23 protein-coding genes and 2 tRNA genes are annotated in these 26,261 nt (G+C 68.2%); 6 read left to right on the top strand and 19 right to left on the bottom strand.

Going from position 1 to position 26,261, the window contains the following annotated elements; translation table 11 throughout:
- Position 1 precedes the first annotated feature (1 nt).
- A complete protein-coding gene (locus ACP7AI_RS05070; RefSeq protein ID WP_426164784.1) occupies positions 2-2,287 on the top strand; it encodes a CoA transferase in 2,286 nt (761 codons plus the stop codon).
- Positions 2,288-2,293: 6 nt separating this feature from the next.
- Here ACP7AI_RS05070 and ACP7AI_RS05065 read toward each other — a convergent pair whose 3' ends face one another.
- From ACP7AI_RS05065 to ACP7AI_RS05045, 5 genes are all read right to left on the bottom strand, one after another.
- Positions 2,294-3,481, bottom strand: coding sequence for a serine hydrolase domain-containing protein (locus tag ACP7AI_RS05065; RefSeq protein WP_426164782.1), 1,188 nt, complete (start codon positions 3,479-3,481; stop codon positions 2,294-2,296).
- A gap of 59 nt (positions 3,482-3,540) precedes the next feature.
- Positions 3,541-3,828, bottom strand: a complete 288-nt coding sequence (locus ACP7AI_RS05060; protein WP_426164780.1) for a hypothetical protein — start codon at positions 3,826-3,828, stop codon at positions 3,541-3,543.
- 58 nt (positions 3,829-3,886) lie between these two features.
- On the bottom strand, positions 3,887-6,130 hold the full coding sequence (katG, locus tag ACP7AI_RS05055) for a catalase/peroxidase HPI (RefSeq protein ID WP_426164778.1): 2,244 nt from the start codon (positions 6,128-6,130) through the stop codon (positions 3,887-3,889).
- A gap of 147 nt (positions 6,131-6,277) precedes the next feature.
- A complete protein-coding gene (locus ACP7AI_RS05050; protein ID WP_426164776.1) occupies positions 6,278-7,675 on the bottom strand; it encodes a phospholipase D-like domain-containing protein in 1,398 nt (465 codons plus the stop codon).
- 117 nt (positions 7,676-7,792) lie between these two features.
- Positions 7,793-8,620, bottom strand: coding sequence for an enoyl-CoA hydratase (locus tag ACP7AI_RS05045; RefSeq protein WP_426164774.1), 828 nt, complete (start codon positions 8,618-8,620; stop codon positions 7,793-7,795).
- A gap of 54 nt (positions 8,621-8,674) precedes the next feature.
- On the opposite strand from ACP7AI_RS05045, the gene ACP7AI_RS05040 reads away from it, so the two are divergent.
- Entirely contained in the window at positions 8,675-9,508 is an 834-nt protein-coding gene (locus ACP7AI_RS05040; RefSeq protein ID WP_426164772.1) for an enoyl-CoA hydratase/isomerase family protein, read from the top strand.
- A gap of 7 nt (positions 9,509-9,515) precedes the next feature.
- Here the strand turns inward: ACP7AI_RS05040 and ACP7AI_RS05035 are convergent.
- A tRNA-Glu gene (locus ACP7AI_RS05035) sits at positions 9,516-9,590 on the bottom strand.
- Positions 9,591-9,678: 88 nt separating this feature from the next.
- Positions 9,679-11,058 carry a class II 3-deoxy-7-phosphoheptulonate synthase gene (locus ACP7AI_RS05030; RefSeq protein ID WP_426164770.1) on the bottom strand — a complete coding sequence of 460 codons (1,380 nt, stop codon included), beginning with the start codon at positions 11,056-11,058 and terminating at the stop codon, positions 9,679-9,681.
- Positions 11,059-11,177: 119 nt separating this feature from the next.
- Here ACP7AI_RS05030 and ACP7AI_RS05025 point away from each other — a divergent pair, with 119 nt between their 5' ends.
- Positions 11,178-11,639: a DUF4142 domain-containing protein gene (locus ACP7AI_RS05025; RefSeq protein WP_426164768.1), complete on the top strand. Its 462-nt coding sequence runs from the start codon at positions 11,178-11,180 to the stop codon at positions 11,637-11,639.
- Positions 11,640-11,647: 8 nt separating this feature from the next.
- Here ACP7AI_RS05025 and gor read toward each other — a convergent pair whose 3' ends face one another.
- The 6 genes from gor to ACP7AI_RS04995 form a co-directional block, all read right to left on the bottom strand.
- Positions 11,648-12,988 carry a glutathione-disulfide reductase gene (gene gor / locus ACP7AI_RS05020; RefSeq protein WP_426164766.1) on the bottom strand — a complete coding sequence of 447 codons (1,341 nt, stop codon included), beginning with the start codon at positions 12,986-12,988 and terminating at the stop codon, positions 11,648-11,650.
- Positions 12,989-13,101: 113 nt separating this feature from the next.
- Positions 13,102-14,808 (bottom strand): DUF4153 domain-containing protein, encoded by a 1,707-nt coding sequence (locus ACP7AI_RS05015; protein WP_426164764.1) that lies wholly within the window; start codon positions 14,806-14,808, stop codon positions 13,102-13,104.
- Positions 14,809-16,695, bottom strand: coding sequence for a signal peptide peptidase SppA (sppA, locus tag ACP7AI_RS05010; protein ID WP_426164762.1), 1,887 nt, complete (start codon positions 16,693-16,695; stop codon positions 14,809-14,811).
- 114 nt (positions 16,696-16,809) lie between these two features.
- Entirely contained in the window at positions 16,810-17,670 is an 861-nt protein-coding gene (locus ACP7AI_RS05005) for a hypothetical protein (protein WP_426164760.1), read from the bottom strand.
- 54 nt (positions 17,671-17,724) lie between these two features.
- Positions 17,725-18,516 (bottom strand): DUF3011 domain-containing protein, encoded by a 792-nt coding sequence (locus tag ACP7AI_RS05000; RefSeq protein ID WP_426164758.1) that lies wholly within the window; start codon positions 18,514-18,516, stop codon positions 17,725-17,727.
- Positions 18,517-18,578: 62 nt separating this feature from the next.
- Positions 18,579-19,394 (bottom strand): ATP-binding protein, encoded by an 816-nt coding sequence (locus ACP7AI_RS04995; protein ID WP_426164756.1) that lies wholly within the window; start codon positions 19,392-19,394, stop codon positions 18,579-18,581.
- A gap of 199 nt (positions 19,395-19,593) precedes the next feature.
- Here ACP7AI_RS04995 and yajC point away from each other — a divergent pair, with 199 nt between their 5' ends.
- From yajC to secF, 3 genes are read left to right on the top strand one after another with little or no spacing between them, the layout of a single operon-like run.
- Positions 19,594-19,947, top strand: a complete 354-nt coding sequence (gene yajC / locus ACP7AI_RS04990) for a preprotein translocase subunit YajC (RefSeq protein ID WP_426164754.1) — start codon at positions 19,594-19,596, stop codon at positions 19,945-19,947.
- A 2-nt stretch (positions 19,948-19,949) separates the two neighbouring features.
- Positions 19,950-21,545, top strand: a complete 1,596-nt coding sequence (gene secD / locus ACP7AI_RS04985) for a protein translocase subunit SecD (RefSeq protein ID WP_426164752.1) — start codon at positions 19,950-19,952, stop codon at positions 21,543-21,545.
- A 9-nt stretch (positions 21,546-21,554) separates the two neighbouring features.
- On the top strand, positions 21,555-22,499 hold the full coding sequence (gene secF / locus ACP7AI_RS04980; RefSeq protein WP_426164750.1) for a protein translocase subunit SecF: 945 nt from the start codon (positions 21,555-21,557) through the stop codon (positions 22,497-22,499).
- Here secF and ACP7AI_RS04975 read toward each other — a convergent pair whose 3' ends face one another.
- The 6 genes from ACP7AI_RS04975 to ACP7AI_RS04950 all read right to left on the bottom strand — a co-directional run bounded on the left by ACP7AI_RS04975 (position 22,500) and on the right by ACP7AI_RS04950 (position 26,160).
- On the bottom strand, positions 22,500-22,904 hold the full coding sequence (locus ACP7AI_RS04975) for a DUF3775 domain-containing protein (protein WP_426164748.1): 405 nt from the start codon (positions 22,902-22,904) through the stop codon (positions 22,500-22,502). It abuts the gene before it with no gap.
- A gap of 91 nt (positions 22,905-22,995) precedes the next feature.
- Complete coding sequence (locus tag ACP7AI_RS04970) at positions 22,996-23,121, bottom strand: hypothetical protein (protein ID WP_426164746.1); 126 nt, start codon at positions 23,119-23,121, stop codon at positions 22,996-22,998.
- A complete protein-coding gene (locus ACP7AI_RS04965) occupies positions 23,118-24,083 on the bottom strand; it encodes an NAD(P)H-dependent flavin oxidoreductase (RefSeq protein WP_426164744.1) in 966 nt (321 codons plus the stop codon). Before ACP7AI_RS04965 ends, ACP7AI_RS04970 begins: the two co-directional genes overlap by 4 nt.
- 33 nt (positions 24,084-24,116) lie before the next feature.
- Positions 24,117-25,076 (bottom strand): isoaspartyl peptidase/L-asparaginase family protein, encoded by a 960-nt coding sequence (locus ACP7AI_RS04960; protein WP_426164742.1) that lies wholly within the window; start codon positions 25,074-25,076, stop codon positions 24,117-24,119.
- Positions 25,077-25,136: 60 nt separating this feature from the next.
- Positions 25,137-25,213 (bottom strand) — tRNA-Met (locus ACP7AI_RS04955).
- A gap of 56 nt (positions 25,214-25,269) precedes the next feature.
- Positions 25,270-26,160 (bottom strand): DUF481 domain-containing protein, encoded by an 891-nt coding sequence (locus ACP7AI_RS04950; protein ID WP_426164740.1) that lies wholly within the window; start codon positions 26,158-26,160, stop codon positions 25,270-25,272.
- Positions 26,161-26,261 lie beyond the last annotated feature (101 nt).

Genomic DNA, 26,261 nt, shown 5'->3' with positions numbered 1-26,261 from the left:
CATGGCCATTGACCCGCCGCTCGCCGGCCTCACCGTCGTCGATGCGGTCGTCGGCCCGCTGGCGGCGATCACGCGTATCTTTGCGGAGCTTGGCGCCACGGTGCTGCGCATCGTTCCCGATGATGGCGATGCGATTGCCACGCTCGCCGCCAATCGCGGCAAGCAGCCGGCGACAGACGCGGTGCTGGCCGACGCCGACATCATCGTCGAGAACACCGGCCTCGACCTCGCGCCCCTGCGCGCCGGGCGTCCGGGCCTCGTCACCATGACGGTCAGCGACTTCGGCGCCGGCAACAGCCTGTCGGGCTGGCAGGCGACCGGCCCGGTGTTGCATGCGCTGTCGGGGGAGCTGTCGCGGTCGGGCATTCGCGGCCGGCCGCCGCTGCTGCCGCCGGGCGATCTCGCCTATCAATGCGCCGGGGTGCAGGCAGCCTATGCGCTGCTGGCCTCGCATTTCCATGTCCTGCGCACCGGGCAGGGGGACCATATCGACTTTGCGGCGCTCGACGGCGCGATCCAGGCGCTCGATCCGGGCTTCGGCATCCACGGCAGCGCGACGCTCGGTCGGCCGATGCACCTCCTGTCGCGCGACCGGCCGCCGGTCGGTTTTCAATATCCGATCCTGCCCTGTGCCGACGGCCATGTCCGCCTGTGCGTGCTGGCGCCGCGGCAATGGCAGGGCATGTTCCGCTGGATGGGCTCGCCGGCGCAGTTTTCGGACCCTGCGTTCAACACCACCACCGTGCGCCACAAATCGCCCGACCTGATGCCGGCGATCGCGGCGTTCCTGGCGACCCGCACCCGGGCGACGCTGGAGGCGGAAGGCGAGCAGCATGGCGTGCCGATCGCCGGTCTGTCGACCCTTGCCGAGGTGCTGCAGACCTCACAATTCGTGGCGCGGGAAAGCTTTGCCACGGCGGTGCTGCCCGATGGCCGCACGGTGCCGCTGCCCGCCGGGCCAGTCCGCGTCAGCCCGGACGCGCCGACGGCGGCGCTGCCCGACGCCACACCGATCGCCGCACCCCAGGCCTTTACCGGCCTCAAGGTTCTCGACCTCGGCATCATCGTCGTCGGGGCGGAGGCAAGCCGGCTGTTCGCCGACCAGGGCGCCGATGTCGTCAAGATCGAAAGCCGGTCCTTCCCCGATGGCGTGCGCCAGTCGCACTTGCCCTATGGCCTGTCGGTCAGCTTTGCCGCCGGGCACCGCAACAAGCGCAGCCTGGGGCTCGACCTGCGCGAGCCGCAGGGGCGCGAGCTGTTCCAGCGGCTGGTCGCCGATACCGATGTCGTGCTGTCGAACTTCAAGCCGGGGACCCTGGAGGCCCTGGGCCTCGGCCCCGATGTGCTGGCGGCCGCCAACCCGCGTATCGTGATGGTCGAAAGCTCGGCGTTCGGCGCCACCGGGCCGTGGCGCGGCCGCATGGGCTATGGCCCGCTGGTGCGCGCCGCCACGGGGCTGACCGATCGCTGGCGCTATCCGGATGACGCCGACGCCTACTCCGATTCGGTCACCGTCTATCCCGACCATGTCGCCGGCCGGATGAGCGCCATCGCCGCGCTGGCGCTGCTGGTGCGGCGGCAGCGCCGCGGCGGCGGCGGCCATGCCAGCATCGCGCAGGCCGAGGTGATGCTGTCGCATTTCGCTGCCGAGATCGCCGGCGCCGTGCTGGGCGCGGAGCGGACCACCGACGCACCCTGGGGCGTCTATCCGGCGGCTGGCGACGATGACTGGTGCGTCGTCACCGTCCGTGACGATGCCGACTGGCAGCGGCTGGCGGCGACCATAGGCGGCGATCTTGCCGATGCGGCGCTGCAGGCACGGACGGCGCGCATCGCGGCGCGCGAGCGCATCGATGCCGCCGTCACCGCCTGGCTGGCGTCGCGCAGCGCCGACGCCGCCATGCGGACACTGCAGGCCGCCGGCGTGCCCGCGGCGCGCATGTTGCGAATCGCCGACCTGCGCGACTTCGATTATCACCGGGAACGCGGCCTGTTCCGCGACGAGGTCCATCCGCACCTGGAGGAAGGTGTCGTCGGCGAGGCCTGGCACGCGCGCACCGGCCGGCTCGCGCCGCCCGACGCGCGCCCGGCGCCGCTGCCGGGCGAACACTCGGCCGAAGTGCTCCACCAATGGCTCGGCCTCGATGCCGCAACCATCGCCGCGCTTATCGCCGACGGCATCGTCCAGCCGACCGACCCCGCCGTCTATGACGCCATCGCGGCAACGCTCGCGGCGCGGCCGGCGGCGGCGCAGATCGCGGCGGCGCGGGCAGGTGCCGGCATGTGACCCGGTTCAGCCGCCGGCGTCGATCAGCGCCTGGACCTGGCGATAAAAGGCATCGCGCGCCGCCGGCTCGGGGCCCTGGGTGGCGCGGGTCCAGTCGGCGTTGCTGGCGATGACGAGGTTGCGCTTGCGATCGATGAAGATGCCCTGGCCGAAGATGCCCTGGGCGGCGACGGCACCATCGTCATAGGTCCACCATTGAAAGCCATAGCCCTCGCCGGGCGAGCCGATGTCCTTCTGCTTGGTCGTCGCCTGGGCGAACCAGTCGGCGGGCACGATCTGGCGACCGCCGACATTGCCGTTGGCGAGCACGAACAGCCCCATCCGGGCGAAATCGCGCGTCGTCGCCTGCAGGCAACAGCCGGCAATCTCATGCCCGGTCTTGCCCTTCAGCCAGGTCGCCGGCGCCGCCATGCCGCCGGGCTGCCAGATCTTCTCCTGCAGATACTGACCCAGCGGCTTCTTCACCGCCGATGACACCAGCACCCCGATCAGGTTGGTCTCGCCGGTGTTATAGTGCCAGACGGCGCCCGGCGGATGGGCGCGCGGCAGCTTGCGCATGTAGCTGACGGTGGCATCGACGCCCTTGTCGGGCTCGGCGGCGTTGAAGCGCGCGACATCGGCGTCAGGATCCTCATAATCCTCGTTCCAGCGCACACCTGAGCTCATCGTCAGTAGTTGCCGGATGGTGACATCGTCATAGGCCGAGCCGCGCAGGTCGGGGATGTACTGGCTGACCTTGTCCTCCAGACTCTTGATCGCGCCATCGGCGATGGCAGCGCCGACCAGTGTCGAGGTGAACGACTTGGCCACCGAAAAGCTCGTCCAGCGGCCATTGGCGTCGAAGCCCAGGCCATAGCGTTCGAACCGCACCTTGCCGTCCTGCAGGATGACGATGCCGGCCTCGCGCTGCCCCGCAAGATATTTGTCGATGCCCGGAATGGCGAGCGGCTTGCCCGCCGGCAGCGCCAGCGGTGTTGTCGACGCCGCGATCGGCGCGGCCTCGGCGAGCACCGGCAGGCGGTCCATGGCGCGGAACGCCGCGTCGCGCTGGTCGACCGACCAGGACAGCACATCGGCATTGGTCGGCATGGCAGCGAGGACGCCGCGGGTTTCCTTGTCGAGGCTGGCGTACCACACGCCGCCCGCCAGCAGGATGGCGCCGACGGCCGCCAGCCCGATTGTCCTTTTCCGCATGACGCTCCCCCGTTGTTTCGGGGGACCATAGGCGGCGGCCGTCCAGCGGCCAAGCCGGGTCAGGAAAGCCCCAGCAACCAGTCCGCCAGCGGCACCGGATGGATCTTCGCGCCCGGCATCTGGTCACTCAGCTCGCGCCGGTTGGCCATGATCCAGGCGAGGCATTCGGCGCGGCTGTCGAACAGCTCGAACTGCGACAGCGACGGGGCCTTGCGCTCGCCATCGACGAGGAAGCGCGCGTGCGCGCGGCAGCCGGGGGCCGCGCTCCAGTCCCTGCTCGGGGCTTCCACCGCGGCGACCCAGTGCGGCTTGCTGGGGTCGAGCCCGTTGACGTCGATACGCTGCATTGGACGGCTCCTTGCCGTCCCGGGCCGCGGCGACGGTCGCCGCAGCCCGGGTTCCGGCCTAGCGCGCGGCGGGCTCGGCGATGCCGATCGGTTCCACGCTGTCGGGGTTCTGCGGCAGGTCGAAGCGATCGGCGTTCATCACCTTGGTCCAGGCGGCGACGAAGTCGCGGACGAACTTTTCCTCATGGCCCTTCTCGGCATAGACCTCGGCGACGGCGCGCAACTGGCTGTTCGAACCGAAGATCAGGTCGGTCCGCGTCGCCCGCCATTTCTCGTGCTGGCCGCCGCGATCATAGCCGATGAATTCCTCGTCGGCGCTGGTGTCGACGACCTTCCAGAAGGTGCCGTTGTCGAGCAGGTTGACGAAGAAATCGTTAGTCAGCTGGCCCTTGCGTGTCGTGAACACGCCTTCGGGCGCGTCCTTGTAATTGGCGCCGAGCACGCGCAGGCCGCCGACCATTACCGTCATCTCCGGTACCGACAGGCCGAGCAGCGAGGCGCGGTCGATCAGCAGCTCCTCTGTCTTCACCGAATGCCGGGTCTTCAGATAGTTGCGGAAACCGTCCGCCACCGGCTCCATCACCGCAAAGCTTTCGGCATCGGTCCAGTCCTGCGTCGCGTCGCCGCGACCGCCCTTGAACGGCACCTCGACATCAAAGCCCGCATCGCGCGCCGCTTTCTCGACCGCCGCGGTGCCGGCCAGCACGATGGCATCGGCGATCGACAGGCTGCCGCGCAGTTCGTCGATGCTGGCCAGCACCTGGCCCAGTTCCTCGGGCTCATTGACCGTCCAGTTGCGCTGCGGATCGAGCCTGACGCGCGCGCCATTGGCGCCGCCGCGGTGATCGGACCGGCGATAGGTCGATGCCGAAGCCCAGGCGGTCTTCACCAACTGGCCGACGCTGAACCCGGCGCCGAGGATGGCCGTCTTGAAGCGCGCGACTTCGGCGTCGGACGGCATTGTGCCGGCGGGCACCGGGTCCTGCCAGATCAAGTCTTCCGCCGGTACGTCGGGGCCGAGATAGCGGACCTTGGGCCCCATGTCGCGATGGGTCAGCTTGAACCAGGCGCGGGCAAAGGCATCCTTGAAGGCTTCATGGTCGTTGCGGAACTTCTCGGAAATCACCCGGAATTCCGGATCGACCTTCAGCGCCATGTCGGCGGTCGTCATCATCGTCGGCACGCGCTTGTTCGGGTCGTGCGCCGCCGGCGCCATGTCCTCCTCGCGCTGGTTGACCGGCTGCCACTGCTTGGCGCCGGCCGGGCTGCGGACCAGCTCATATTCATAGTCGAGCAGCAGGCGGAAATAGTTCTCCGACCATTGCGTCGGCGTGTTCACCCACGAGCCTTCGATGCCGCTGGTGATGGTATGCTCGCCGAAACCGCTCTCGTGCGCGCTGGCCCAGCCGAGGCCCTGCAGCGCGATGTTCGCACCCTCGGGGGCGGCATCGATCAGGCTCGGGTCGCCGGCGCCATGGGCCTTGCCGAACGTGTGGCCGCCGGCGGTCAGCGCCACCGTCTCCTCATGGTTCATCGCCATGCGTTCGAAGGTGATCTTGATGTCGCGCGCCGATTGCAGGGCATCGGGCACGCCGCCCGGGCCTTCGGGGTTGACGTAGATCAGCCCCATCTGGATCGCCGCCAGCGGAGTTTCGAGCTCGAGCTGTTCCTCGGGCAGGATGCGCGTCTTGCTGTCGGCGTGGCCGACGAACTGCTCCTCGGACCCCCAATAAATGTCGCGCTCCGCCTCGAACACGTCGCGGCGGCCGCCGCCAAAGCCGAAAATGGGTCCGCCCATCGATTCGATCGCGACATTCCCGGCGAGGATGAACAGGTCGGCCCAGCTGATATGCTTGCCGTATTTGCGCTTGATCGGCCACAGCAGCCGCCGCGCCTTGTCGAGATTGCCGTTGTCGGGCCAGCTATTGAGCGGGGCAAAGCGCTGCTGGCCGCTGTTGGCGCCGCCGCGGCCGTCCGCCGTGCGATAGGTGCCGGCGGCGTGCCAGGCCATGCGGATGAGCAGTCCGCCGTAATTGCCGTAGTCGGCCGGCCACCAGGGCTGGCTGTCGGTCATCAGCGCGGTCAGATCAGCCTTGAGCGCGGCATGGTCGAGCGCGTTGAACGCCGCGGCATAGTCGAAATCATCGCCCATCGGGTCCGCCGACAGGCCACCCTGGTTGAGCACATCGAGCGGCAGCGCTTCCGGCCACCAATCCTTGTTCTGCCGGCCGAGCAGCGATCGAACCGTTGTCGGGCGTTCCACGGGGCAGCCGCCGCCAAGATCACCAACACGTGCATCCATGACACATCTCCACCTTGCAATGTCGAAAAGCTACGACCCGCGAGAAGCTGGCAGAAACGAGTTAACTTCGTCACCAACGGCGAGAAAATTCATCGACATCCACGGAACCCGGGCGGAACGTCGCGCGTTGGATATCGAACGCGCGTCTTAGCTCGCGTGCCGCCAGAGATGGATGCCGCGAAAAAGTCCGCGATCCGCCACCGACTCGAACATTTCGTCGGGCCCTTCCGGGTCGAGAACCTCGTTATCGGCCAACCATTTGGCCACGGCATCGACATCGGGCAGTTCGTACGGGCGCAGGCAGTTTTTCGTCGGTCGCAATGCCTCAATCGTCGCGATCAACGATCCGGTCCGCTCGATCGTCGCCGCGACCTCGTCGACCGTCGCATCGACGTGCTCGGCGATCAACCCGATCTTGATGTTGCGGATTGCCGCCGCGCGTGCGGCATTGTCGCCGTGCGCCGCGTGGATCGCGATGTCGCATTCGGTATCCAGCCGCAGCGAGCGATTGTTGATATTCGACGATCCGACCCGCAGCACCGCGTCGTCGATGATCAGGATCTTGGCATGGACATAGATGGGCTCGCCGCCGGTGGTGAACGGATGGTACAGCCGCAGCCGGCCGTGCCTGTCGCGGCGACGCAGCGCCTCGAACAGCCGGGCGCGGGCGGTGTCCATCGCGATGGGTTCCAGCCAGCCCTGCGCCGTCAGCGGATTGATGACGACGATCTCGGGCCCGTCGTCCTCGTCGAGCCGGCGGGCGATGGCTTCGGCGATGCGGCGCGAGGCGAAATACTGGCTTTCGGCGTAGATGAAGTGCCGCGCGCCGGCGATCTGGTCGAGATAGAGTCGCTCGATCTCCAGTACCGCGGCGCGATCGGGCATCAGCGGCTCCGATCGGGCGATGGCGACCTCGACATTCTCGAAATCGACCTCCAGATCATCGGGCCAGCAATCGCTGACCCCTGGTACCGGCTCCAACGGGTCGCAGCCGGCGCGCTGCCAGCGATCGCGGCACAGGTCGCCGAGCGCCGCGGCGACCGGGCCCTGCAGCGCGCTGGTGGCATCGTGCCAGGGCGGGCAGGGCGTGCCGTCGGGGCCGACGCGCCTTGGGTCGTCGTCCTTGTGCTCGCGCGTGTCCCAGCGGCCGCCGGTCATGTCGATGCCGCCGCAGAACGCCATGCAATCATCGACCACGCAGATCTTCTGGTGGTGCGAGGCGCCGGTCGGATGGGTGCCGTCGAGCTTGGTATGGATGCGCGGATGGCTCATCCATTTCAGCAGGGTCAGTGCCGTCGATCCGCGGGTGATCAGCTTCAGCGCGCCAAGGTCCCAGCGCAACAGATAGATATCAAGCTCCGGATTGGCCTCGACCAGCGACCAGATGAAATCGCCGACGGTCGGCTGGTCGGGCTCGGTCGGGCTGTCGCTGAGCCGGATACGGGTGTCGAAATCCCAGCCGATGAGCATGATCCGGTGCCGCGCCTTGCGCATCGCCGATCGCGCCGCGACGAAATAATTGGCGGCGTCGACGATGACCGACACCTTTGTGGCCGTTTCGATTCGCCAGCAATTCGTCCCAGGCTTCAGCAACGCCGATCGTCCCCACAGTTGATCGGCAGACCCTGCCTCAGCTGTGCGAAAATCGCAAAACCCGCGGTGTCAGCGGCCGGTGAACGCCGCCGGCCGTTTTTCGAGATAATGGGCGACGCCTTCGCGGAAATCGTCGCTGGCAAAGCTGCCGACCATGTCGAGATTCGCCGCCTCGATGGCCTCGCCGAGCCCGGTGAACTGGGCATTCCAGAGCTCGCGCTTCATCGCCACGAGCGAGCGTGGCGAGACTTCGCTGGCGAGCATCCTGGCATAGGCCTGCACCTCGGCGGCAAAATCGGCATGCGGGATGACGCGGTTGACGAGGCCGAGCCCCCGGGCTTCCGCCGCTTCCACCCGCCGCGCCGAAAACAGCAGGTCGGCAGCATTGGCCATGCCGACCAGGCGCGGCAGCAGCCAGGAAATGCCGTGCTCGGCGATCAGGCCACGCCGCGCAAACGCCGTCGAGAACACCGCCAGGTCGGATGCCAGCCGGATGTCGGCATAGAGCGCCAGCACCATGCCGAGCCCGGCGCAGGGGCCGTTGATGGCGGCGATGATCGGCTTGGGCACCGCCGGGAACCAGCTGTACTGTTTCCGGAAATCCTCCCGCGCCGCCGGGTCCCAGGGCCCGGCGGCCTCCGGTCGGGCGTCGCCGCCGCCGTCCTGGATGCCCTGCAGCACGTTCATGTCGGCGCCGGCGCAGAAACCGCGGCCGGCGCCGGTCAGCACGATCACCCGCACCGCATCGTCGTCGCTCGCCGCGCGCATCGCCGCCCGCACATCGGTATCGAGCGAGGCGCACCAGGCATTCAGCCGATCGGGGCGATTGAGCGTGATTGTGGCGACGCCGGCGTCGACACCGTAGAGGATGTCCGCATAATCCGTTGAATTGCCCATGCGTGCATCTCCACCCTATGCTGGCGCCCGCCGACCGAGTGGAGGATGCGCCCGATGACCGACACTAGCTTTCTCGGGCAGCGCCACCAGACTCTTCGAAACGACAGCCCGGCGCCCGGCGTCGCCCGGTTGACGCTCGACCGGCCGGCGGCGATGAACGCCTACAGCTTTGCCATGACGCAGGAATTGCTGGCCGGCATCGCCGCGTTTCGCGACGATGACAGCCTGAAGGTGCTGATCCTGACCGGCGCCGGCACCCGCGCCTTCTGCACCGGCGGCGACTTGTCGGGCGCCGATCCCGTGCACCAGTCCCGCGTCGCCACGGCGCCGATGGGGCATGGCCGCGAAATGCGGGAGGGCATGCAGGCGGTGGTGCTGGCGCTGACCCGGCTCGACAAGCCGAGCATCGCGATGATCCGTGGCCATGCCGTCGCCGGCGGGCTGGCCTTGGCGCTGGCCTGCGATTTCCGCCTGGCGGCAGCGACGGCCCGCCTCGGCGACACCAGCAACAAGGTCGGCCTGCTGCCCGACGAGGGCGGCGCCTGGTTGTTCCCGCGCGCCATGGGATACGACAGGGCGCTGAAGATGGTTCTGCTGAGCGAGATCTACGACGCGCCGGCGGCAGAACGGCTCGGGCTGGTCACCGAAGTCGTCGCCGATGACGCGCTGGCGGCGCGAACGCTGGAAATGGCGGTCGCGCTCGCCACCCGCGCGCCGCTGGCGGTGCGCCTGTCGAAGCAGATGCTGGCCCGCGCCGCCGGCCTGTCGCTGGCGGAATCGCTCGGGGATGCGCAGCTGGCCGTGATGATCACCAACCCCAGCGCCGATGTGCGCGAGGGCGTGCAGGCCTTTTTCGAGAAGCGTCCGCCCCATTTCGAGGGCCGGTAGCGCAGCGTGGTGACCCCTACGAGAATCGAACTCGTGCTTTCGCCGTGAGAGGGCGACGTCCTGACCGCTAGACGAAGGGGCCGCTGCGGGAGGCGGGATTTGGACGTTGTGCCGCCGCTTGTCAATCAGGTCCGGCGCGCCACTCCCAAGCAGCCCGCGCCGGGCGAGTCTCAGGCAGCCCGTGCCGGGCGGGCATCCCGTTCCGCCTTCAGCGCCTCGGCGATCAGGAACGCAAGCTCCAGGCTCTGGCTGGCGTTGAGGCGCGGGTCGCACTGCGTCTGGTAGCGGTCGGCGAGGCCCTCGTCGGTGATGGCGATGGCGCCGCCGGTGCATTCGGTGACGTTCTGCCCGGTCATCTCGATATGGATGCCGCCGGCGTGGCTGCCCTCGGCGCGGTGGACGGCGAAGACGCTCTTCACCTCGGCCAGGATGCGGTCGAACGGCCGGGTCTTCAGGCCGCCGGCGGCCTTTACCGTGTTGCCGTGCATCGGGTCGCACGACCAGATGACGCGCTTGCCTTCGCGTTCGACGGCACGGATCAGCCGGGGCAGGTGGGCCTCCACCTTGTCGTGGCCGAAGCGGGTGATCAGCGTCAATTTGCCGGGGATGTTGCCGGGATTGAGCGTGTCGATCAGGCGAATCAGGTCGTCGGCCTCCGTCGTCGGGCCGCATTTCAGGCCCAGCGGATTGCCGACGCCGCGCAGGAACTCGACATGAGCCGAACCGGCAAAGCGCGTTCGGTCGCCGATCCACAGCATGTGCGCCGAAGTGTCGTACCAGTCGCCGGTCAGCGAATCCTGCCGCGTCATCGCCTGTTCGTAGCCGAGCAGCAGCGCCTCATGGCTGGTGAAGAAGCTGGCGCCCTTCAGCTGCGGCACCGTCTCGGGCGACACGCCGCAGGCCGCCATGAAATCGAGTGCCTCGCCGATGCGATCCGCCAGTGCCTTGTACTGGTCCGACCACAGCGAGCGGCCGGTGAAGTCCAGGTTCCATTTGTGGACCTGGTACAGATTGGCATAGCCGCCGCTGGCAAAGGCCCGCAGCAGGTTGAGCGTCGCCGCGGCGTGCATGTAGCCGGTGCGCATGCGTTCGGGATCGGGCGTGCGGGCCTCGGGCGTGAAGGCGATGTCGTTGACATTGTCGCCGCGATAGCTCGGCAGCGAGACGCCGTCGATCTCCTCGAAATCGCCCGACCGCGGCTTGGCATATTGCCCCGCCATGCGGCCGACCTTCACCACCGGCATCTTCGACGCAAAGGTCAGTACGACCGCCATCTGCAGCAGCACGCGGAAGGTGTCGCGGATGTTGTTGGGGTGGAAATCGGCAAAGCTTTCGGCGCAGTCGCCGCCCTGCAGCAGGAACGCCTTGCCGGCCTCGACATCGGCGAGCGCGCCGATCAGGTCGCGCGCTTCGCCGGCAAAGACCAGCGGCGGATAGGAGCGCAACTCACCCTCGACGGCGGCCAGCGCGGCGGCATCGGGATAGGCCGGCAGCTGCCTCGCCTCATGGGCACGCCAGCTTTCAAGGGTCCAGGGTCTCGTCTTCGTCATAACTGTGCCGCTTTGCGTCGTCCCACGGCGCGGCGCAAGCCTTTCGCTGGGGAACCGTGCTGGCGGCACCCGGCTTTCAGGCGTATTTACGCTTGTCGTGTTGCGTATGGAGTACGAAAATGAAGCATCTCGTCTTTGCAGCGACGCTGCTGGTCGCGAGCGCCGGGATGGCCGACGAGCCCCCGTTCCTGGCCATGGCCGCCCAGGATGACCTGGCCGAAGCCGCCATCGGGCGACTGGCGGAGGCGCAGGGCCTGTCCAACCGGGTGCGCGAATTCGGCCGCATGCTGGTGACCGACCATGATGCGCATCTGAACCGTGTCAGCGAACTGGCCGAAGCGCGGCGCATCAAGCTGCCCGAGGTGCTCGATCCCGACCAGCGCGCCGCCTATGAGCGCCTGTCGCTGATGCAGGGCGCCGCCTTTGACGAAGCCTTCAAGGCGCGGATGATCGCCGATCGCGGCAAGGATATCGCCCGGTATCGGGCCCAGCTCGGCACCGGCGATGGCGAGGTGGCGGCGCTGGCGCGGGAAACGCTGCCGGTGCTGGAGCGGCAGCTGGCGGCGGCGGGCAAATTGTAGAGCCCGCCCTAGCGCATCAGCACCAGTTCCTCCGCCATCGTCGGGTGCAGCGCCACCGTCTCGTCGAACTGCGCCTTGGTCAGCCCGGCCTTGATGGCGATGGCGACGGCCTGCAGCACCTCCGGCGCATCGGGGCCGATCATATGGGCGCCGACCACCTTGCCGGTCGCTTCGTCGACGACGAGCTTGTAGAGCGCGCGCTCGTTGCGACCGGCGAGGACGTTGCGCATCGGCCGGAAATCCGACGTATAGACCCGCACCGGGCCCAGCGTGTTCCTGGCCTGGCCCTCGCTGAGCCCGACGCTGCCGAGCGGCGGGTTGGAGAACACCGCGCTGGGCACGCAATCATAGTCGACCCGCGTCGGCTTGTTGCCGAACACCGTGTCGGCATAGGCATGGCCCTCGCGGATGGCGATCGGCGTCAGCTGGATGCGATCGGTGACGTCGCCGACGGCGTGGATATGCGGGACATTGGTGCCACTGTCGGCATCGACGCGGATGGCGCCGCGCTCGTCGAGCTCCACCCCGGCGACGTCCAGCCCCAGGCCCTCGACATTTGGCCGGCGACCGACCGCCCACAGCAGCAGGTCGGCCTCGATGGCTTCATCGTCATCGAAATTGACACGGACGCCGGTCTCGATCTTCTCGATGCTCTTCAGGCTGTGGTTGAACTTGAAATTGATGCCCTTGGTCATCGAAATGGTCAGCAGCCGGTCGCGCAGGGCGGTGTCCCAGCCGCGCAGGATCTGGTCGCCGCGGTTGACCAAGGTAACGCTGACGCCGAGTTCGTGGAAGATGCCGGCGAATTCATTGGCGATATAGCCGCCGCCGGCAATGACGACCTTCTTCGGCAGCGTTTCCAGGTGAAACACCTCGTTCGACGTGATGCCGAGGTCGGCGCCGGGCAACGCCGGCACTGTCGGCCGGGCACCGGTGGCGATCAGGATGCGGCCGGCGGTGATGCGCTTGCCGCCGACATCGAGCGTGTGCGGATCGATGAAAACGGCGCGGTCGTGGAAGATCGTCACCTTGTGGCTATCGAGCGTGTTCTCGTAGATGCCGTTCAGCCGGTCGACCTCGGCCAGGACATTGTCGCGCAGCGTCGGCCAATCGAACGACTTGCCCTCCAGCCGCCAGCCGAAACGCCGGGCATCGACCAGGTCCTCGGCGAAATGCGCGCCATAGACGAGCAGCTTTTTCGGCACGCAGCCGCGGATGACGCAGGTGCCGCCGACGCGAAACTCCTCGGCCACCGCGACGCGCGCACCGTGCCCGGCAGCGATGCGCGAGGCGCGAACGCCGCCCGAACCGGCCCCGATGACGAACAGGTCGAAATCATAGTCGGTCATGGCGGGGCTTTCAGGCAAGAACGGTCAGCGGTGAGATAGGGAGGGCGGGCGCGAAGACCAATTGATTTCTCCGTTCGTGCTGATCGAAGGCCCGGCGGGTCGTTGCGGCGGCGTCAGGGGAATGGCTCTCCGATTGGTTGCCCATCGACGAACACCTGCCGCTGCGGCACTGTGCGAACTTCGACACGCCCGGCCTTGATGGCGCGTTCGATCGCCGCCTGTGACACAGTCTCCTTGGCAGCCTGGCGCGGCACCCCCCAGCCTTCCCTCAGCCACTTTCCGTTTGCTTGCCGCCGGATGATGTTGGCGCTGTTCACGATATCGCTTGTCGGTACCACGATGGCCTCGCCCTTCGTCGCGTCGACCATGATCAGGCAGGTGCGGCTGCCGAAGCCGCAGGAACTTTCGCTGCGCAGGGCATCGAGCAGCGCTTGCGGCGGCGCGATGCCGGCCGGCATGAACACCCATCGGCGTTCCTGCTCGGCGCGCTGCCGGACATCGACCATCTTGTACTTGCTCTCCGCCACCAGCGCCGCCGTGGCGGCGGCCCGGATCGCAGGCGTGCCGGTGCGCGCCAGCGCCCGCGTCGCCGCAACGCCCGCGGGCCCGAAATCGAAGCGCAGGGCGGCGAGGTCGAACTTTTCGGCCGTGACGGCGCCGCGCTGCAATCGTGCCAGCTGGTCGCGCGTCGCGATGGCGCCGAAATCGATCATCGGGCTTGCCAGCAGCAGGGCCAGCCCGCCCAGGCCGATCGCGAGGTTGAGATTGCTCTGACGTGCAACCGCCATCCATTCGGCGCGGCCGCGGAGCAGCGCCACCAGATAGGCGAGCCCATAGGCGCAGGCGATGCCGCAGACGGTGACGGCCCATAGCCGGTCGGGCGAAATCCCGTGCTGCCGGATGCGCGCCGCGACCGAAACGGCGGCGATAACGCCCAGGAACAGCAGCGTCGCCGACAGCGCCACCGCCGACCCGCGCAGCACGCGGGAGCGCGCCTCCTCGTCCCGCCCGTCGCCGATGACGGTGTTGACCAGCACCAGCGCTCCCCAGACACACGACAGCAATATCGGCGTCGTCGATCGCGTCGCCTGCCACAGCGGCGTCAGGCCGGTGAACGGCAGCGACAGGATGAACACCACCAGCCCGGCCGCCAGCACCGGCGCCAGCACGGCGAGCACCGTCGTCACGACGCGCTTCAGCGTCGCCAATATGGCGTCGCGCTCGCGCAGCAAGCCGATGCCGCCGCCCAGCGCTGCCCCGGTCAACGCCCAGCCGAACAATCGTTTGTCGAGCAACGTCTTCAGCGCCGCGATACCGATCAGGTTGAACAGCTCGGCCAGCAGCAGGGCCATGGTCCAGACGATGCCGACGAACACCAGGCCGGCGCCGAGTAGCAGCAGGTCGGTCCAGGCGCGTTCATGCGCGACGGCATAGGGCAGGCCGCCCCCATGGGGCCGCGCCGACCGCCAGGCCTGGAACAGCGGCGTCGCCACCGCCACGGCGACCACGGCCCACAGCAGCCGCCAGGGGTCGGGACCGAAGGGCACGCCGATGCCTGCGGTGCGCGTGACGCCGGCGACCACCGCGGCCGCAAGCAGCGCGAAGACCACAGCCGGGCGATTGCCGGTCCGTTCGACAAGCAGCGCGATGCACAGGCCGGCGACGGCAAGGAAGGTCGCGAAGGCCAGCGCGTCCGGCGGCGGCGGCCCCCGCCACAATTCCGCCGGCAGCAGCCGGTCGATGGCGACGCCGATCGCGGCGCCGGCGATCGTGAGGCCCCAGGACCGGGCCGGCCAGCCCTGGGATGCGGCCTCCGCCACCTATTTCAGCAGCAGCGCGAGCTTGCCCAGCCAGCTGCTCGCCTCCGCGGCGGCAGCGGTGCGCGGGCTGCCGAGGCCGCTGCATTCGAGGCAGCTGGCCTGCATCGTCGGGCCGCCGGCCATCGTCTTCAGGTCGCCGATGGCGGCGAGCAGCTGCAGCCGCGAGCCGGCGGCCAGCTTGGCAAAGGGATCGCGGCTGGCCTGGTCGCGATCGTCGCCGGGATCGGCAAAGCTGCTGAGCAGGCCGACGAACGGCGATTCCGTGCGCTCGATGTCGATGGTGCGGACCTCGCCCTTGATGCCGGCGCGGCGCGCCGCGGCGGCGACGGCGGTGTCGAGCCCGCCGAGGCCGTCGACGAGCTTCAGCTGCTTTGCGGTGGTACCGGCCCAGATGCGGCCCTGGCCGATGCGGTCGACCTCGGCCACCGGCAGCTTGCGGGCGGCGGCGACGAGGCCGGTGAAGCGGCGGTAGACATCCTCCACGCCGGTTTGCAACACGACCTTGGTTTCGGGGGAGATGCCACGCACGATATCGGGTTCACCCGAATAGGGCGTCGATTTCACCCCGTCGGTGCCGACGCCGAATTCGGCCAGCGTGCGGTTGAAGCTGGGGATGATGGCGAACACACCGATGGAGCCGGTGATCGTCGACGGCTGGGCGATGATTTCGTCGGCCGCCGTCGCCACCCAGTAACCGCCCGATGCCGCCACCGGGCCGAACGACGCGACGACCGGCAGACCCTTCGACTTGGCATCCATCAGCGCCTGGCGGATCTCCTCCGACGCCAGCACCGAACCCCCGCCGCTGTCGACGCGGACGACGAGCGCCTTGATGTCGTCGTTGTCGGCCACGGCCCGGGCGATGGCGCGCGAGATGGTGGTGCTGCCGGCGGTGCCGCGCGGCGCCTCGCCATCGACGATGTTGCCGGTGACATAGACGACGCCGACGGCGTCGCCCGATTTCGGCACCAGCGACGACTGCGCCGCCAGATAGCGATCGAGCGTCAGGCCGCTGTAGGTGCCAAAGCTCTTCTGCTCGCCTTCGCCGACCAGCTTGACCATCGCCGCGTTGAATTCGCTGCGCGTGCCGACGACATCGATCAGCCGGGCGTCCCGGGCGGCCCTGGCGGCGTCACCGCCGGCAGCACCGAGGCGTTGCGGCAACTGGGCGAGGAAGCCGGTCACATCGGCGGCCGGACGCGCCACCTTCACATCGGCGACATAGGTCTGCCACAGCGAATCGACGAGCGCCTGCTCGGCGGCCTTGGCCTCCGGCGACGACGCGGCGCGGGTGAAGGGTTCGACGGCGGCCTTGTAGGTGCCGACACGGAAGACATTGATGTCGACGCCATATTTGTCGAGCAACGTCTTGAAATAGAGGTTGGCGCCGCCCGGCCCGGTCAGCAGCACGCCGCCGAGCGGGTTCATCCACACCCGGTTGGCCTGGGCGGCGAGGTAATAGCCGTCGTCGGTATAGGCGGTGGCATAGGCCTCCACCGGCTTGCCGGCCTTGCGGAAACCGCGCAGCGCGGTGCCGATCGACTGGAGATTGGCCTCGCCGGCGCCGACGAAGGTGTCGAGATCGAGGACGATGGCCTTGATGCGGTCATCCTCGGCGGCCAGGTCGATGCCGCGAATGATGTCGCGCACCTGGCGCTGGCGACCGATATCGCTGCCGCTGGCAAACTCGAAGGGCGTCCGCTCCGATCCCTGGTCGACAACGGCGCCGTCGAGGTTGAGCACCAGCGCGCCGCCGCTGGGCACGGTCAGCGTCGTGCGGCTGTTGAGCGCCGCCCACAGCCCGATGAAGAACAGCAGCAGCAACAGCAGGACCAGCAGGTCCTTGATGCCAACCAGGACGCGCCAGGTGGTGCGGACAAAGCTCATCGGATACCCTTGAAACGGTGCATCCGACTGTCTTAGCCGTCTAGGGGGGCTGGCGGCAACCGCACCCGACGGCAGCAGCCCCGGGAGTGGCAGGATGCCGCCCCCGGGGAGAGATCAGCCGAAGGTCAGCTCGATGATCCGCGTCGGCGTGGCGCGGCAGTACATCGGGATGCGCCGCGTCTCGTCGGGATAGGTACCATTCAGCGTCATGCGCAGCCGATAGCCGCCATTGCCCTTTTCGACGTCGTCGAGTGCGGCGATGCTGATCTCCCGGCCGCCGGTGGCGCCGATCTGGCGCGCCGCCTCGGTCAGGCAGGTGCTGGCGACGGGGCGCGCCGCCGACGGCAATGTCATCAGGTCGACGTTGATCGCCGCCGGCTGGGCATCGTTACCCTGTGGCGGCACATAGGACTGGCCATTGCCGGCGGACGATGAGCGGTTGGCGGAACTCAGCAACGCCAGCAGGCCGCCGGCGACGACGACACCCGCGATCACTTCGCCGGCCGATGGTCCGCGGTCATAATAATATTGCGACGGCGGGTAATAGCCGCCGCCCCAGCCGCCGGGCGGCCGCGGCGGCGGCCGATACCACCCGCCATGGGGCGGCCGGTAGCCGTTGCCCGGATAGGGTGGTCGGACGACGACCGGCGGGCGCGGCGGGCGTGGCCGCGGCGGCTGGATCACCGGCGGCCGGATCGGCGGGCGCACCGCGACCGGCGGGCTGATCGGTGGCCGGACGGGCGGGCTTATCGGCGGTCGGGGGCGGTTGCCGCCGTTGAAGCCGTCACCCGGGCGCACCGGCCGCGGCGGCTGCACCGGCGGCCGGGGGCGATTGCCGCCGTTGAAGCCGTCGCCCGGGCGGCCCGGCGCCGGCCGCGCCATCTTGTCGGCCGGCTGGGCGAATGCCGGCGCGACGATGGCGATCTCACCGGCGACCAGGGCCGCGATGCAGAGCGAACCGACGATCTTGTTCACGACAATCTCCCCCCGGAGCGATGTCCGGATTGTTACAGTGCGCGGGTCCGTGCCTCAGAATACCCGGAAGCGGGCCCGGCAGCCGTTGTTGACCCAGATGGCGCCGCCGTCCCAACCCCAGCTGCGGCCCTGGATACATTCACCGCCGAGCACGCGCTCGACCTCTGCACCGCGCCGGATCATCGCCGGGCAACGCGCCGGGCGGTAATTCCGGCTGCTGCATTCGACGACCTGGCCATAACCGCCGCCGCCGCCCGGATAGCCACCACCCGGATAGCCGCCGCCGCCACCGGCGAAGCTGCCGCCGACGATGAAGTCCGCCCGGCAGCCGCGGTTGACCCAGATGCCGCCACGATCGAAGCCCCAGGTCTGGCCTTGCACGCACTGGCCACCGCGCAGCCGCGTGATGCGCACGCCGCCGCGGGTATCGGCGGCACAGCGCGCCGGCTGGTAATCGCGGCTTTCGCACGTCACCAGCTGCTGCTGCCCGCCGCCACCCGGATAGCCGCCACCCGGATAGCCGCCACCCGGGAAGCCGCCGCCCGGGTAACCGCCGCCGGGATAGCCACCACCACCGCCGCCGCCGCGCTGCACGACATCGAAAAACGCCCGGCAGCCGTTCTGCACAAAGATCGCGCGCCGGTCCCAGCGCCAGTCATCGCCCTGGCAGCGGCCGCCGATGACCTGGGTGATCCGCACATCGGCGGCGTCACCGATGGCGCAACTGGCAGGGCGATAGTTCTGCGATTCGCATTTGATGCGGTTGGTACCCTGGGCCGTCGCAGGACCGGCGACACCGAGCATGGCGAGCAGCGCAGCCGCGCCGGCGAACATGAATTTCAACATGGCAACTCCCCTTTGCCGTTGTTGCGACAATCTGGGCCGTTCTTAACCCCATGTCGAGGCCGTTACGCGATGGTGACACCGGCGGCGCCCGCGGTCTCCACCGTGAACTGCCAGGCGATCCGCCCCGATCGCGCGCCGCGCCCGGCCGCCCAGGTCAGCGCCGCCGGTGCGTCGAACGCCAGACCGAACGCGCGGGCATAACTTTCGCAGATCGCCAGATAGGTCGGCTGGTCGCAGCCATGGAAACCCAGCCGCAGCCCAAAGCGATCCGCCAGCGCCAGCCGGTCATCGGCGACATCGCGCGGGTTGATCGCGTCGACATCGTTTTCCGCCATCGACCGCGGCACCAGGTTGCGGCGGTTCGAGGTCACCACCAGTCGCAGATTGTCGGGCCGCGCCATCACCCCGCCATCGAGCAGGGAGCGCAGCGCATGGACCTCGCCGCCGTCGCCATCCAGCGACAGGTCATCGAGAAACACCGTGAAGCGCCGACGGCTGTCGGCCAGCCGGGTGAACAACGCCGGCAGTCCCGCGAGATCGGGCTGGCCGACCTGCACCAGCGCGACATCGGCGCCGCCAGCCACCAGTGCGCCATGAACGGCGCGCACCAGCGAGCTCTTGCCCATGCCGCGGGCGCCCCACAACAGCACATCGTGCGCCGGCAGCCCGGCCGAATGGCGGCGGGCGTTTTCGACGAGCTGGTCGCGTTGGCTGTCGACACCGGCGTAAAGCGAAAGTTGATTGCAGCGCGGCGGCGGGACCGCCTCCAGTCCGCGCGGTGTCCAGACGAACCAATGGCCCTCGGCGGGATCGGCGCTGGCCGGCGGCGGCGACAGGCGCTCGAGCGCGGCGGCGATGCGGAGCAGGGGGTCGGTCATCCCGACGTCGTATCGGCTTTTCGATGTCGCGGCCACAACACCTGCAGTTCGGATGGCGTTGTGGCCGCGACGGGGGTGGAACGCGGCGGTCGCGCAAGTGTTGCAGTCCGCTCACGAATATGTCCCACCGTTGCGCGCGCGCCGTCGACAAGCTAGAGCGCGCAGCTTGTCCAATCCGGACGCTGCGGAAAGCCCTTTGATGTTCGAAACCCCGGCCTTTGCCCAGGCGGCTGCTGGCGCCCCCGCCGGCGGCGCCGTCGGCCTGATCGCCTTCGTACCCTACATCGCCATCTTCGCGATCTTTTACTTCCTGATGATCCGGCCCCAGCAAAAGCGCGCCAAGGCGCAGCGCGACCTGATCGGCGCCGCGACCAAGGGCGACACCGTCGTCACCGCGGGCGGCGTCATCGGAAAAATCGTCCGCGTCATGGATGCCGAAGGCGAAGTCGAAATCGAGATCGCCCCCAACGTCAAGGTGCGGGTCGTCAAGGCGATGCTCGCCGATGTCCGCAACAAGCCGTTGCCCGCCGCCGCGAATGACGTGAAGGGCTGATCTTGCTCGACTTTCCACCCTGGAAGATCTGGACGATCATCGGCACCATCGTGCTCGGCTTTCTTTTCGCCGCGCCGAACTTCGTTTCCGAACGCCAGGCCGCGGCGATCCCGTCGTTCCTGCCGTCGAAACAGCTCAGCCTCGGGCTCGACCTGCGCGGCGGCTCGCACCTGATGCTGGAGGCGGATACCAACGATGTCCGCAAGGCCAAGCTCGAAAGCCTGGAGGAAACCGTCCGCAGCGAACTGCGCCAGGTCGAAGGCGGCGCGGTCGCCTTCACCGACATGTCGACCGCCGGCGGCAATCTCAGCCTGATCGTTACCGATCCGACTCGCCTCGATGCCGCCGTCGAGGCGCTGCGCAAGGTCACGCGGCCGCTGTCGGGCCTGTCGGGCGCCCGCGATGTCGAGGTCAACGTCGTCGACGGCAACAAGATCGTGATGACCGAGACCGATGCCGGCGTCGCCCAGTCGATCGACAACGCCATGGCCCAGGCTGTCGAAGTGATCCGCAAACGCATCGACGAGCTCGGCACGCGCGAACCGACGATCGTCCGCCAGGGGTCCAACCGCATCGTCGTCCAGGTGCCCGGCCTGCAGGACCCGAGTGCGCTCAAGGCCTTGCTCGGCAAGACCGCCAAGCTGGAATTCAAGCTCGTCGACGTCACCGCCGATCCGGCCGAGGTGGCACAGGGCCGGGCCCCTCCCGGCAGCCAAATCCTCGCCAGCCTCGAGGGCGGCCCCGTCGTCGTCAAGCGCCGCGCCATCATCAGCGGCGACCAGCTCGTCGACAGCCAGGTGTCGAGCGACCAGAACGGCGCTCCGGCGGTCAGCTTCCGCTTCGATTCCACCGGTGGGCGCCGCTTCGCCCAGGCCACGCAGGAAAATGTCGGCAAGCCGTTCGCCATCATCCTCGACAACAAGGTCATCTCGGCCCCCAACATCAACGAACCGATCCTCGGCGGCTCGGGCATCATCTCGGGCAGCTACACGACGGCGACGGCCAACGAACTCGCCATCCTGCTGCGCTCGGGCAAGCTGCCGGTCGAACTGAAGGTCGTCGAGGAACGCACGGTCGGGCCCGATCTCGGCGCCGATTCGGTCCGCGCCGGCACCATTGCCGCCATCGTCGCGGTGCTTGCCGTCTCGATCCTGATGATCGCGACCTATGGCCGCTTCGGCGTCTATGCGGTGATCGCGCTGGTCATCAACGTCGTGCTCATCCTGGGCGTCATGTCGGTCGGCGGCTTTACCCTGACGTTGCCGGGCATTGCCGGCATGGTGCTGACAATCGGCGCCGCGGTCGATGCCAACGTGCTGATCAACGAGCGCATCCGCGAGGAACAGCGCAAGGGCAGGGGGGTGATCCCTTCGGTCGAAGTCGGCTTCCGCGACGCGACGCGGACGATCTGGGATGCCAACAGCCTCAACATCATCGTCGCCATCATCATGTTCGCCTTCGGCTCCGGCCCGGTGAAGGGTTTTGCCGTCGTGCTGTCGATCGGCATCGCGACATCGGTGTTCACCGCGGTCACCGTCGTCCGCCTGATGGTGTCGCGCTGGCTGGCCAAGGGCCGGCCCGCGGCGCTCAGCATCTAGGATATCGACATGCCGCTGAAACTCGTTCCCGACAACACCAACATCGGCTTCGTCCGCGTTCGCTTCATCGCGTTCGCGCTGACCATCCTGCTGACGCTCGGCTCGATCGCGCTGCTCACCACCAAGGGGCTGAACCTGGGCGTCGACTTCAAGGGCGGCCTGACCATGGAGGTCGAATTCGCCGCGCCGCCGCCGCTCGACACGCTGCGCGGCAAGGTCGATGCACTCGGCGTCGGCACCTCGGCGCTGCAGGAATTCGGCAATCCCAGGAACATCCTGATCCGCCTGCCGTTGCCGGAAGGCGACCAGTCGGCGGTGCAGAAGGTCGTCGCCAAGGTCCAGTCGGGGCTCAAGGCCGACTATGGCGATGTCAAGTTCCGCCGCGTCGAATCGGTGTCGGGCAAGGTGTCGGGGGAGCTTATCACCAGCGGCACGCTCGCGGTGCTGGCTTCGATGGCGGCGGTGGCGCTGTTCACCTGGTTCCGCTTCGAATGGTATTTCGGCGTGTCGACGGTGGTCGCCCTGGTCCATGACGTCATCGTCACGCTGGGATTCTTTGCGCTGACCCAGCTCGAATTCGACCTCAACGTCGTCGCCGCGGTCCTGACGATCATCGGCTATTCGCTCAATGACAAGGTGGTCATCGACGATCGCATCCGCGAGAATCTGCGGAAATACCGCACGATGGACATCGGCCCCATCATCGATCTGTCGGTGAACGAGACCCTGCCGCGCACCGTGATGACATCGGTAACGCTGCTGGCGGCGCTCGCCTCGATGCTGGTGCTGGGGCCGGACGTCATCTTCGGCTTCACCGCGGCGATGATGCTCGGCATCGTCATCGGCACCTATTCGTCGATCTTCGTGTCGTCGTCGCTGCTGATCTCGCTGGGCGTCAAGAGCCGCGCTGCACCGGTGGTCGAAAGCCGGGCGGAACGGGTGACGCGGCGCTAGCTAGACCAGCGTCCCGATCCCGTCGCAGCTAAGGTCGAACGCTGCCAGGCCGGCGTCGAGGTCGGTGCTCAGCGTCGGCTGGTCGAGGACCCAGTCGGCGGCATCGTCGGTTTCCTCGGCGGCCGACTCCATCGCCTCGTCCCATTCGCTGGCGTCGTAGGTGCCATGGCCGACCATCGCCAGGGCGATCAGTTCGGCCTGCTCGTCCTCGGCCAGGTCGTCGATGATGGCGCGCAGCTCGGCCTCGGCCGGGTTCTCGTCGCGCCCGTCCTCGAGCTCGTCGACCGAGCCGTCGTCGCTGGCATTGGAGCCCGCGTCGGGATCGGTCTCGGGGACCAGCGCCTCATATTCCCGCGCGCGCAGGATGATCCGGCAGACGGTTTCGACGGGGATGGTGAGCTCCATGGCCGCACCCTTCGTTGCGGACGGGATATTTGCCGTCAACCCGCTTCAGGCAGCGATGTTCCGTGCGAAGATGTGCGCTCGGAAACCGATGCTAGATACCGGGCGCGGCGCAGGCGCCATAGTTGACGCACCACTGGCTGGCCGCCCCCATGGCGAGCGCCGCGAGCAGCCACAGCAGCTTGCCGCGCCGGGTGAGTTCGATGTTGCCGGGCATCATTCCGCCGCCATCGCCGCTGCCGGCGTGCCGACCAGCCGCGCCTTGGCCGCGGCATATTCACGCCGCAGCCGGGCGACAAGCTCGCCGGCCGGCAGCACATCCTTGACGGCGCCGATGCCCTGGCCGCAGCCCCAGATGTCCTTCCACGCCTTGGCATCGGTATTGCCGCCGCTGCCGAAGTTCATCGCGCTCGGGTCGGAAACGGCGAGATTGTCGGGATCGAGCCCGGCGTTGACGATCGACGGGCGCAGGTAATTGCCGTGAACCCCGGTGAACAGGTTCGAATAGACGATGTCGGACGAGGCGCTGCCGACGATCATCTCCTTGTAGCCGTCGACGGCGCGCGCCTCGGTGGTGGCGATGAACGCCGAGCCGATATAGCCGAAATCGGCGCCCATCGCTTCGGCGGCGAGCACTGCTTCACCGGTGGCGATGCTGCCCGACAGCGCCAGCGGCCCGTCGAACCATTCACGGATCTCGCGGACCAGCGCGAACGGCGAGGTCGTGCCGGCATGGCCACCGGCGCCAGCGGCGACCGCGATCAGGCCGTCGGCACCCTTTTCCACGGCCTTCCTGGCGAACTTGTTGTTGATGATGTCGTGCATGACGACGCCGCCATAGCTGTGGATCGCGGCGTTGACGTCCTCGCGGGCGCCCAGCGAGGTGATGATCATCGGCACCTTGTACTTCACGCACAGATCGAGATCGGCCATCAGCCGGTCGTTCGACTTGTGGACGATCAGGTTGACGGCATAGGGCGCATCGTTGGCCCCCAGTTCGGTCGACAGGCGCTGCAGCCATTCCTCGAACTGCGGCAGCGGCCGGGCGTTGAGGCTGGGGAAGCTGCCGATGATGCCGGCGCGGCACTGCGCCATGACCAGCTCGGGCCCCGAAATGATGAACAACGGCGAGCCGATGACCGGGATCGACAGGCGGTTCTGGAACTGGGCAGGAATCGACATCTTGGGCGTGCTCCGTGACGGTTGACGCGGACGTTACCCTTCGTCGTCGTAAATCGCCACTAGCGGCTTTGTGGAGGCGGTGACGCAGCCCCGGAACATCCCCGGCGTGTTGAACGACCAGCCGCAACTGCCGTCGGCACCGACGAAGATGATGCCGCCATCGCCGTCCGCCGCCTTAAGTTCGTGCTGGACCACGATGTCGGCAGCATCCTGTGGCGTCTCGCCGAGCATCCGCACGCGCGCGCCGATCTCGTGCGCCGCGGCCAGCCGGATGAAATCCTCCCCAGATCCCGTCGCCGAGATCGCCACGGCGCGGTCGTCGGCCCAGGTGCCGGCACCGATCAGCGGCGAATCGCCGATCCGGCCCCAGCGCTTGCCCGTCAGTCCGCCGGTCGATGTCGCCGCCGCCAGGTGGCCAGCGGCGTCGCGCGCCACCGCGCCGACGGTGCCGTACTTCAGCGCCTTGTCGAACACCGATTCGCCGCGCGCCGCCGCTGCCTTCATCGCCTGCAGCGCCTGCCAGCGCTCCTCGACGCGGAACCAGCCGGGCTCGGCTTGCGGCAGCCCCATCTCCAGCGAGAAGATGTCGGCGCCTTCGCGGGCGAGCAGCACGTGCGGGCTGTGCGCCATGACGGCACGAGCGAGGTCGACGGGGTTGCGGGTGCGTGTCACGCCGGCGATGGCACCGGCAGCGCGGGTCTGTCCGTCCATGATCGCCGCGTCGTGCTCGATACGGCCTTCGGCTGTGAACACCGCACCGCGGCCGGCGTTGAACAGCGGGTCGTCCTCCAGCGTGCGCACCGCCGCCGCCACCGCATCGACTGCGCCGCCGCCGGCGGCGAGGATGGCCGCGCCGGCAGCGAGCGCCGCCGCCAGCTCGGCGCGATAGGCGGCATCCTGTCCGGAAGCGATCGCGGCGCGGCGCATCTGGCCGGAACCGCCGTGCACGACAAGGGCCCAGGCGGGCGGGGCGGGAATGGCGGGGCTGGTCATCGCACGGGCTTTACCGAATGGGCGGGCGCAGCGCGATGGTGCTGGCGCCGCAGCGAACCGTGGTAGCAGCGGGCAGATTTGAACTGCCGACCTCCGGGTTATGAATCCGGCGCTCTCACCAACTGAGCTACGCTGCCACGGGTGCGGTGAGGCGCCCCTATAGTCGGCGCCGCCGCACAGGGTCAACCGCCGATCAGAAGGAATAGACCAGCGTCACCCGGCTGATGGTGTCATTGCTCTTGCGCCCGAGCGGTGGATTGGATTCGGTATTGAGCTGGAACGACGCCCGCGCCGACAAGGCCCCCGACAGTTGCGCGGTCAGCGCCGTCAGCGACTGGAACGAAGTGTTGAAACTGTCGTAGAACACCGTCGCACTCTCGCTGAATTCGAGGCCCGGGGTCAGTGCCCACCAGAAATTGCCGGCACCGCGCGCGGCAAGGGCATTGTCGCTGATGCCGTTGGTGAACTGCGTCTGGCGCAGCGCCGGGCCGGCCTCCACCGACAGCTTCATCGTGTCGGTGGCGATGATCCTGTAGCCGAGCCCGAGCGATTCCGCGAAACGCCGGCGGAAGCCCGAGAAAGTGTCGCGTTCGTAGGACAGGGTGGCAAGCGCATAGAAATTGGGCGTGATGTTGTAGTTGCCTTCATAGCCGGCGAAATAGCGCTCGCGGGTCGTCACGCCATCCTGGCGCTGATAGTCGACGAAACCGCGGACGCTGTGCTTCCACGATCGGGTTTCCTTGGCAAAATTCAGCCCGATCGCGACGCCCTTGTTGTTGGTGTTGCCGCTGGAGATGTTGGCGCCGGCCTCGCCCGATCCGCTCCAGCCGTCGAGCATGCCCTGGCTCGCCAGCTGTTCGGTGCGGGCATCGGCGCGCGCCTTTTGCAGCGCCGCGACCCGCGCGTCGATTTCGTCGGCGGCGGCGGGATTGGTCTTCTTGGCGATGTCGGCGATCGTTTTCAGCTGGTCGGGGTCGGCGGCGTCGATCATCGCGGCGACGGCATCCGGGATCGGCGCGGCGGCGGCGGCGGTCGCCAGCGACAACGTGAAGGCCAGCGACGACAGGACATTGGCTGGGTGCATGGGGCGACATCCTCGCGATTCGAAACGGTACCGTTACCATCATTTCGTTATTCAAATGTCGAGATCGTGGGGACTGTCCTTTCGCCGGCGGCTGGGGCAGA

This window comes from Sandarakinorhabdus sp. DWP1-3-1, from assembly GCF_049896705.1.
Classification (GTDB): domain Bacteria; phylum Pseudomonadota; class Alphaproteobacteria; order Sphingomonadales; family Sphingomonadaceae; genus Sandarakinorhabdus.
This window is presented reverse-complemented; position numbering and strand designations above follow the sequence as displayed.

Bases quoted from the DNA above. Each gene is read 5' to 3' on its own strand.
- ACP7AI_RS05070 (WP_426164784.1), top strand. From the start codon at position 2: ATGGCCATTGACCCGCCGCTCGCCGGCCTCACCGTCGTCGATGCGGTC.
- ACP7AI_RS05065 (WP_426164782.1), bottom strand. From the start codon at position 3,481: ATGCGGAAAAGGACAATCGGGCTGGCGGCCGTCGGCGCCATCCTGCTG.
- ACP7AI_RS05060 (WP_426164780.1), bottom strand. From the start codon at position 3,828: ATGCAGCGTATCGACGTCAACGGGCTCGACCCCAGCAAGCCGCACTGG.
- katG (WP_426164778.1), bottom strand. From the start codon at position 6,130: ATGGATGCACGTGTTGGTGATCTTGGCGGCGGCTGCCCCGTGGAACGC.
- ACP7AI_RS05045 (WP_426164774.1), bottom strand. From the start codon at position 8,620: ATGGGCAATTCAACGGATTATGCGGACATCCTCTACGGTGTCGACGCC.
- ACP7AI_RS05040 (WP_426164772.1), top strand. From the start codon at position 8,675: ATGACCGACACTAGCTTTCTCGGGCAGCGCCACCAGACTCTTCGAAAC.
- ACP7AI_RS05030 (WP_426164770.1), bottom strand. From the start codon at position 11,058: ATGACGAAGACGAGACCCTGGACCCTTGAAAGCTGGCGTGCCCATGAG.
- ACP7AI_RS05025 (WP_426164768.1), top strand. From the start codon at position 11,178: ATGAAGCATCTCGTCTTTGCAGCGACGCTGCTGGTCGCGAGCGCCGGG.
- gor (WP_426164766.1), bottom strand. From the start codon at position 12,988: ATGACCGACTATGATTTCGACCTGTTCGTCATCGGGGCCGGTTCGGGC.
- sppA (WP_426164762.1), bottom strand. From the start codon at position 16,695: ATGAGCTTTGTCCGCACCACCTGGCGCGTCCTGGTTGGCATCAAGGAC.
- ACP7AI_RS05000 (WP_426164758.1), bottom strand. From the start codon at position 18,516: ATGTTGAAATTCATGTTCGCCGGCGCGGCTGCGCTGCTCGCCATGCTC.
- ACP7AI_RS04995 (WP_426164756.1), bottom strand. From the start codon at position 19,394: ATGACCGACCCCCTGCTCCGCATCGCCGCCGCGCTCGAGCGCCTGTCG.
- yajC (WP_426164754.1), top strand. From the start codon at position 19,594: ATGTTCGAAACCCCGGCCTTTGCCCAGGCGGCTGCTGGCGCCCCCGCC.
- secF (WP_426164750.1), top strand. From the start codon at position 21,555: ATGCCGCTGAAACTCGTTCCCGACAACACCAACATCGGCTTCGTCCGC.
- ACP7AI_RS04975 (WP_426164748.1), bottom strand. From the start codon at position 22,904: ATGGAGCTCACCATCCCCGTCGAAACCGTCTGCCGGATCATCCTGCGC.
- ACP7AI_RS04970 (WP_426164746.1), bottom strand. From the start codon at position 23,121: ATGATGCCCGGCAACATCGAACTCACCCGGCGCGGCAAGCTGCTGTGG.
- ACP7AI_RS04965 (WP_426164744.1), bottom strand. From the start codon at position 24,083: ATGTCGATTCCTGCCCAGTTCCAGAACCGCCTGTCGATCCCGGTCATC.
- ACP7AI_RS04960 (WP_426164742.1), bottom strand. From the start codon at position 25,076: ATGACCAGCCCCGCCATTCCCGCCCCGCCCGCCTGGGCCCTTGTCGTG.
- ACP7AI_RS04950 (WP_426164740.1), bottom strand. From the start codon at position 26,160: ATGCACCCAGCCAATGTCCTGTCGTCGCTGGCCTTCACGTTGTCGCTG.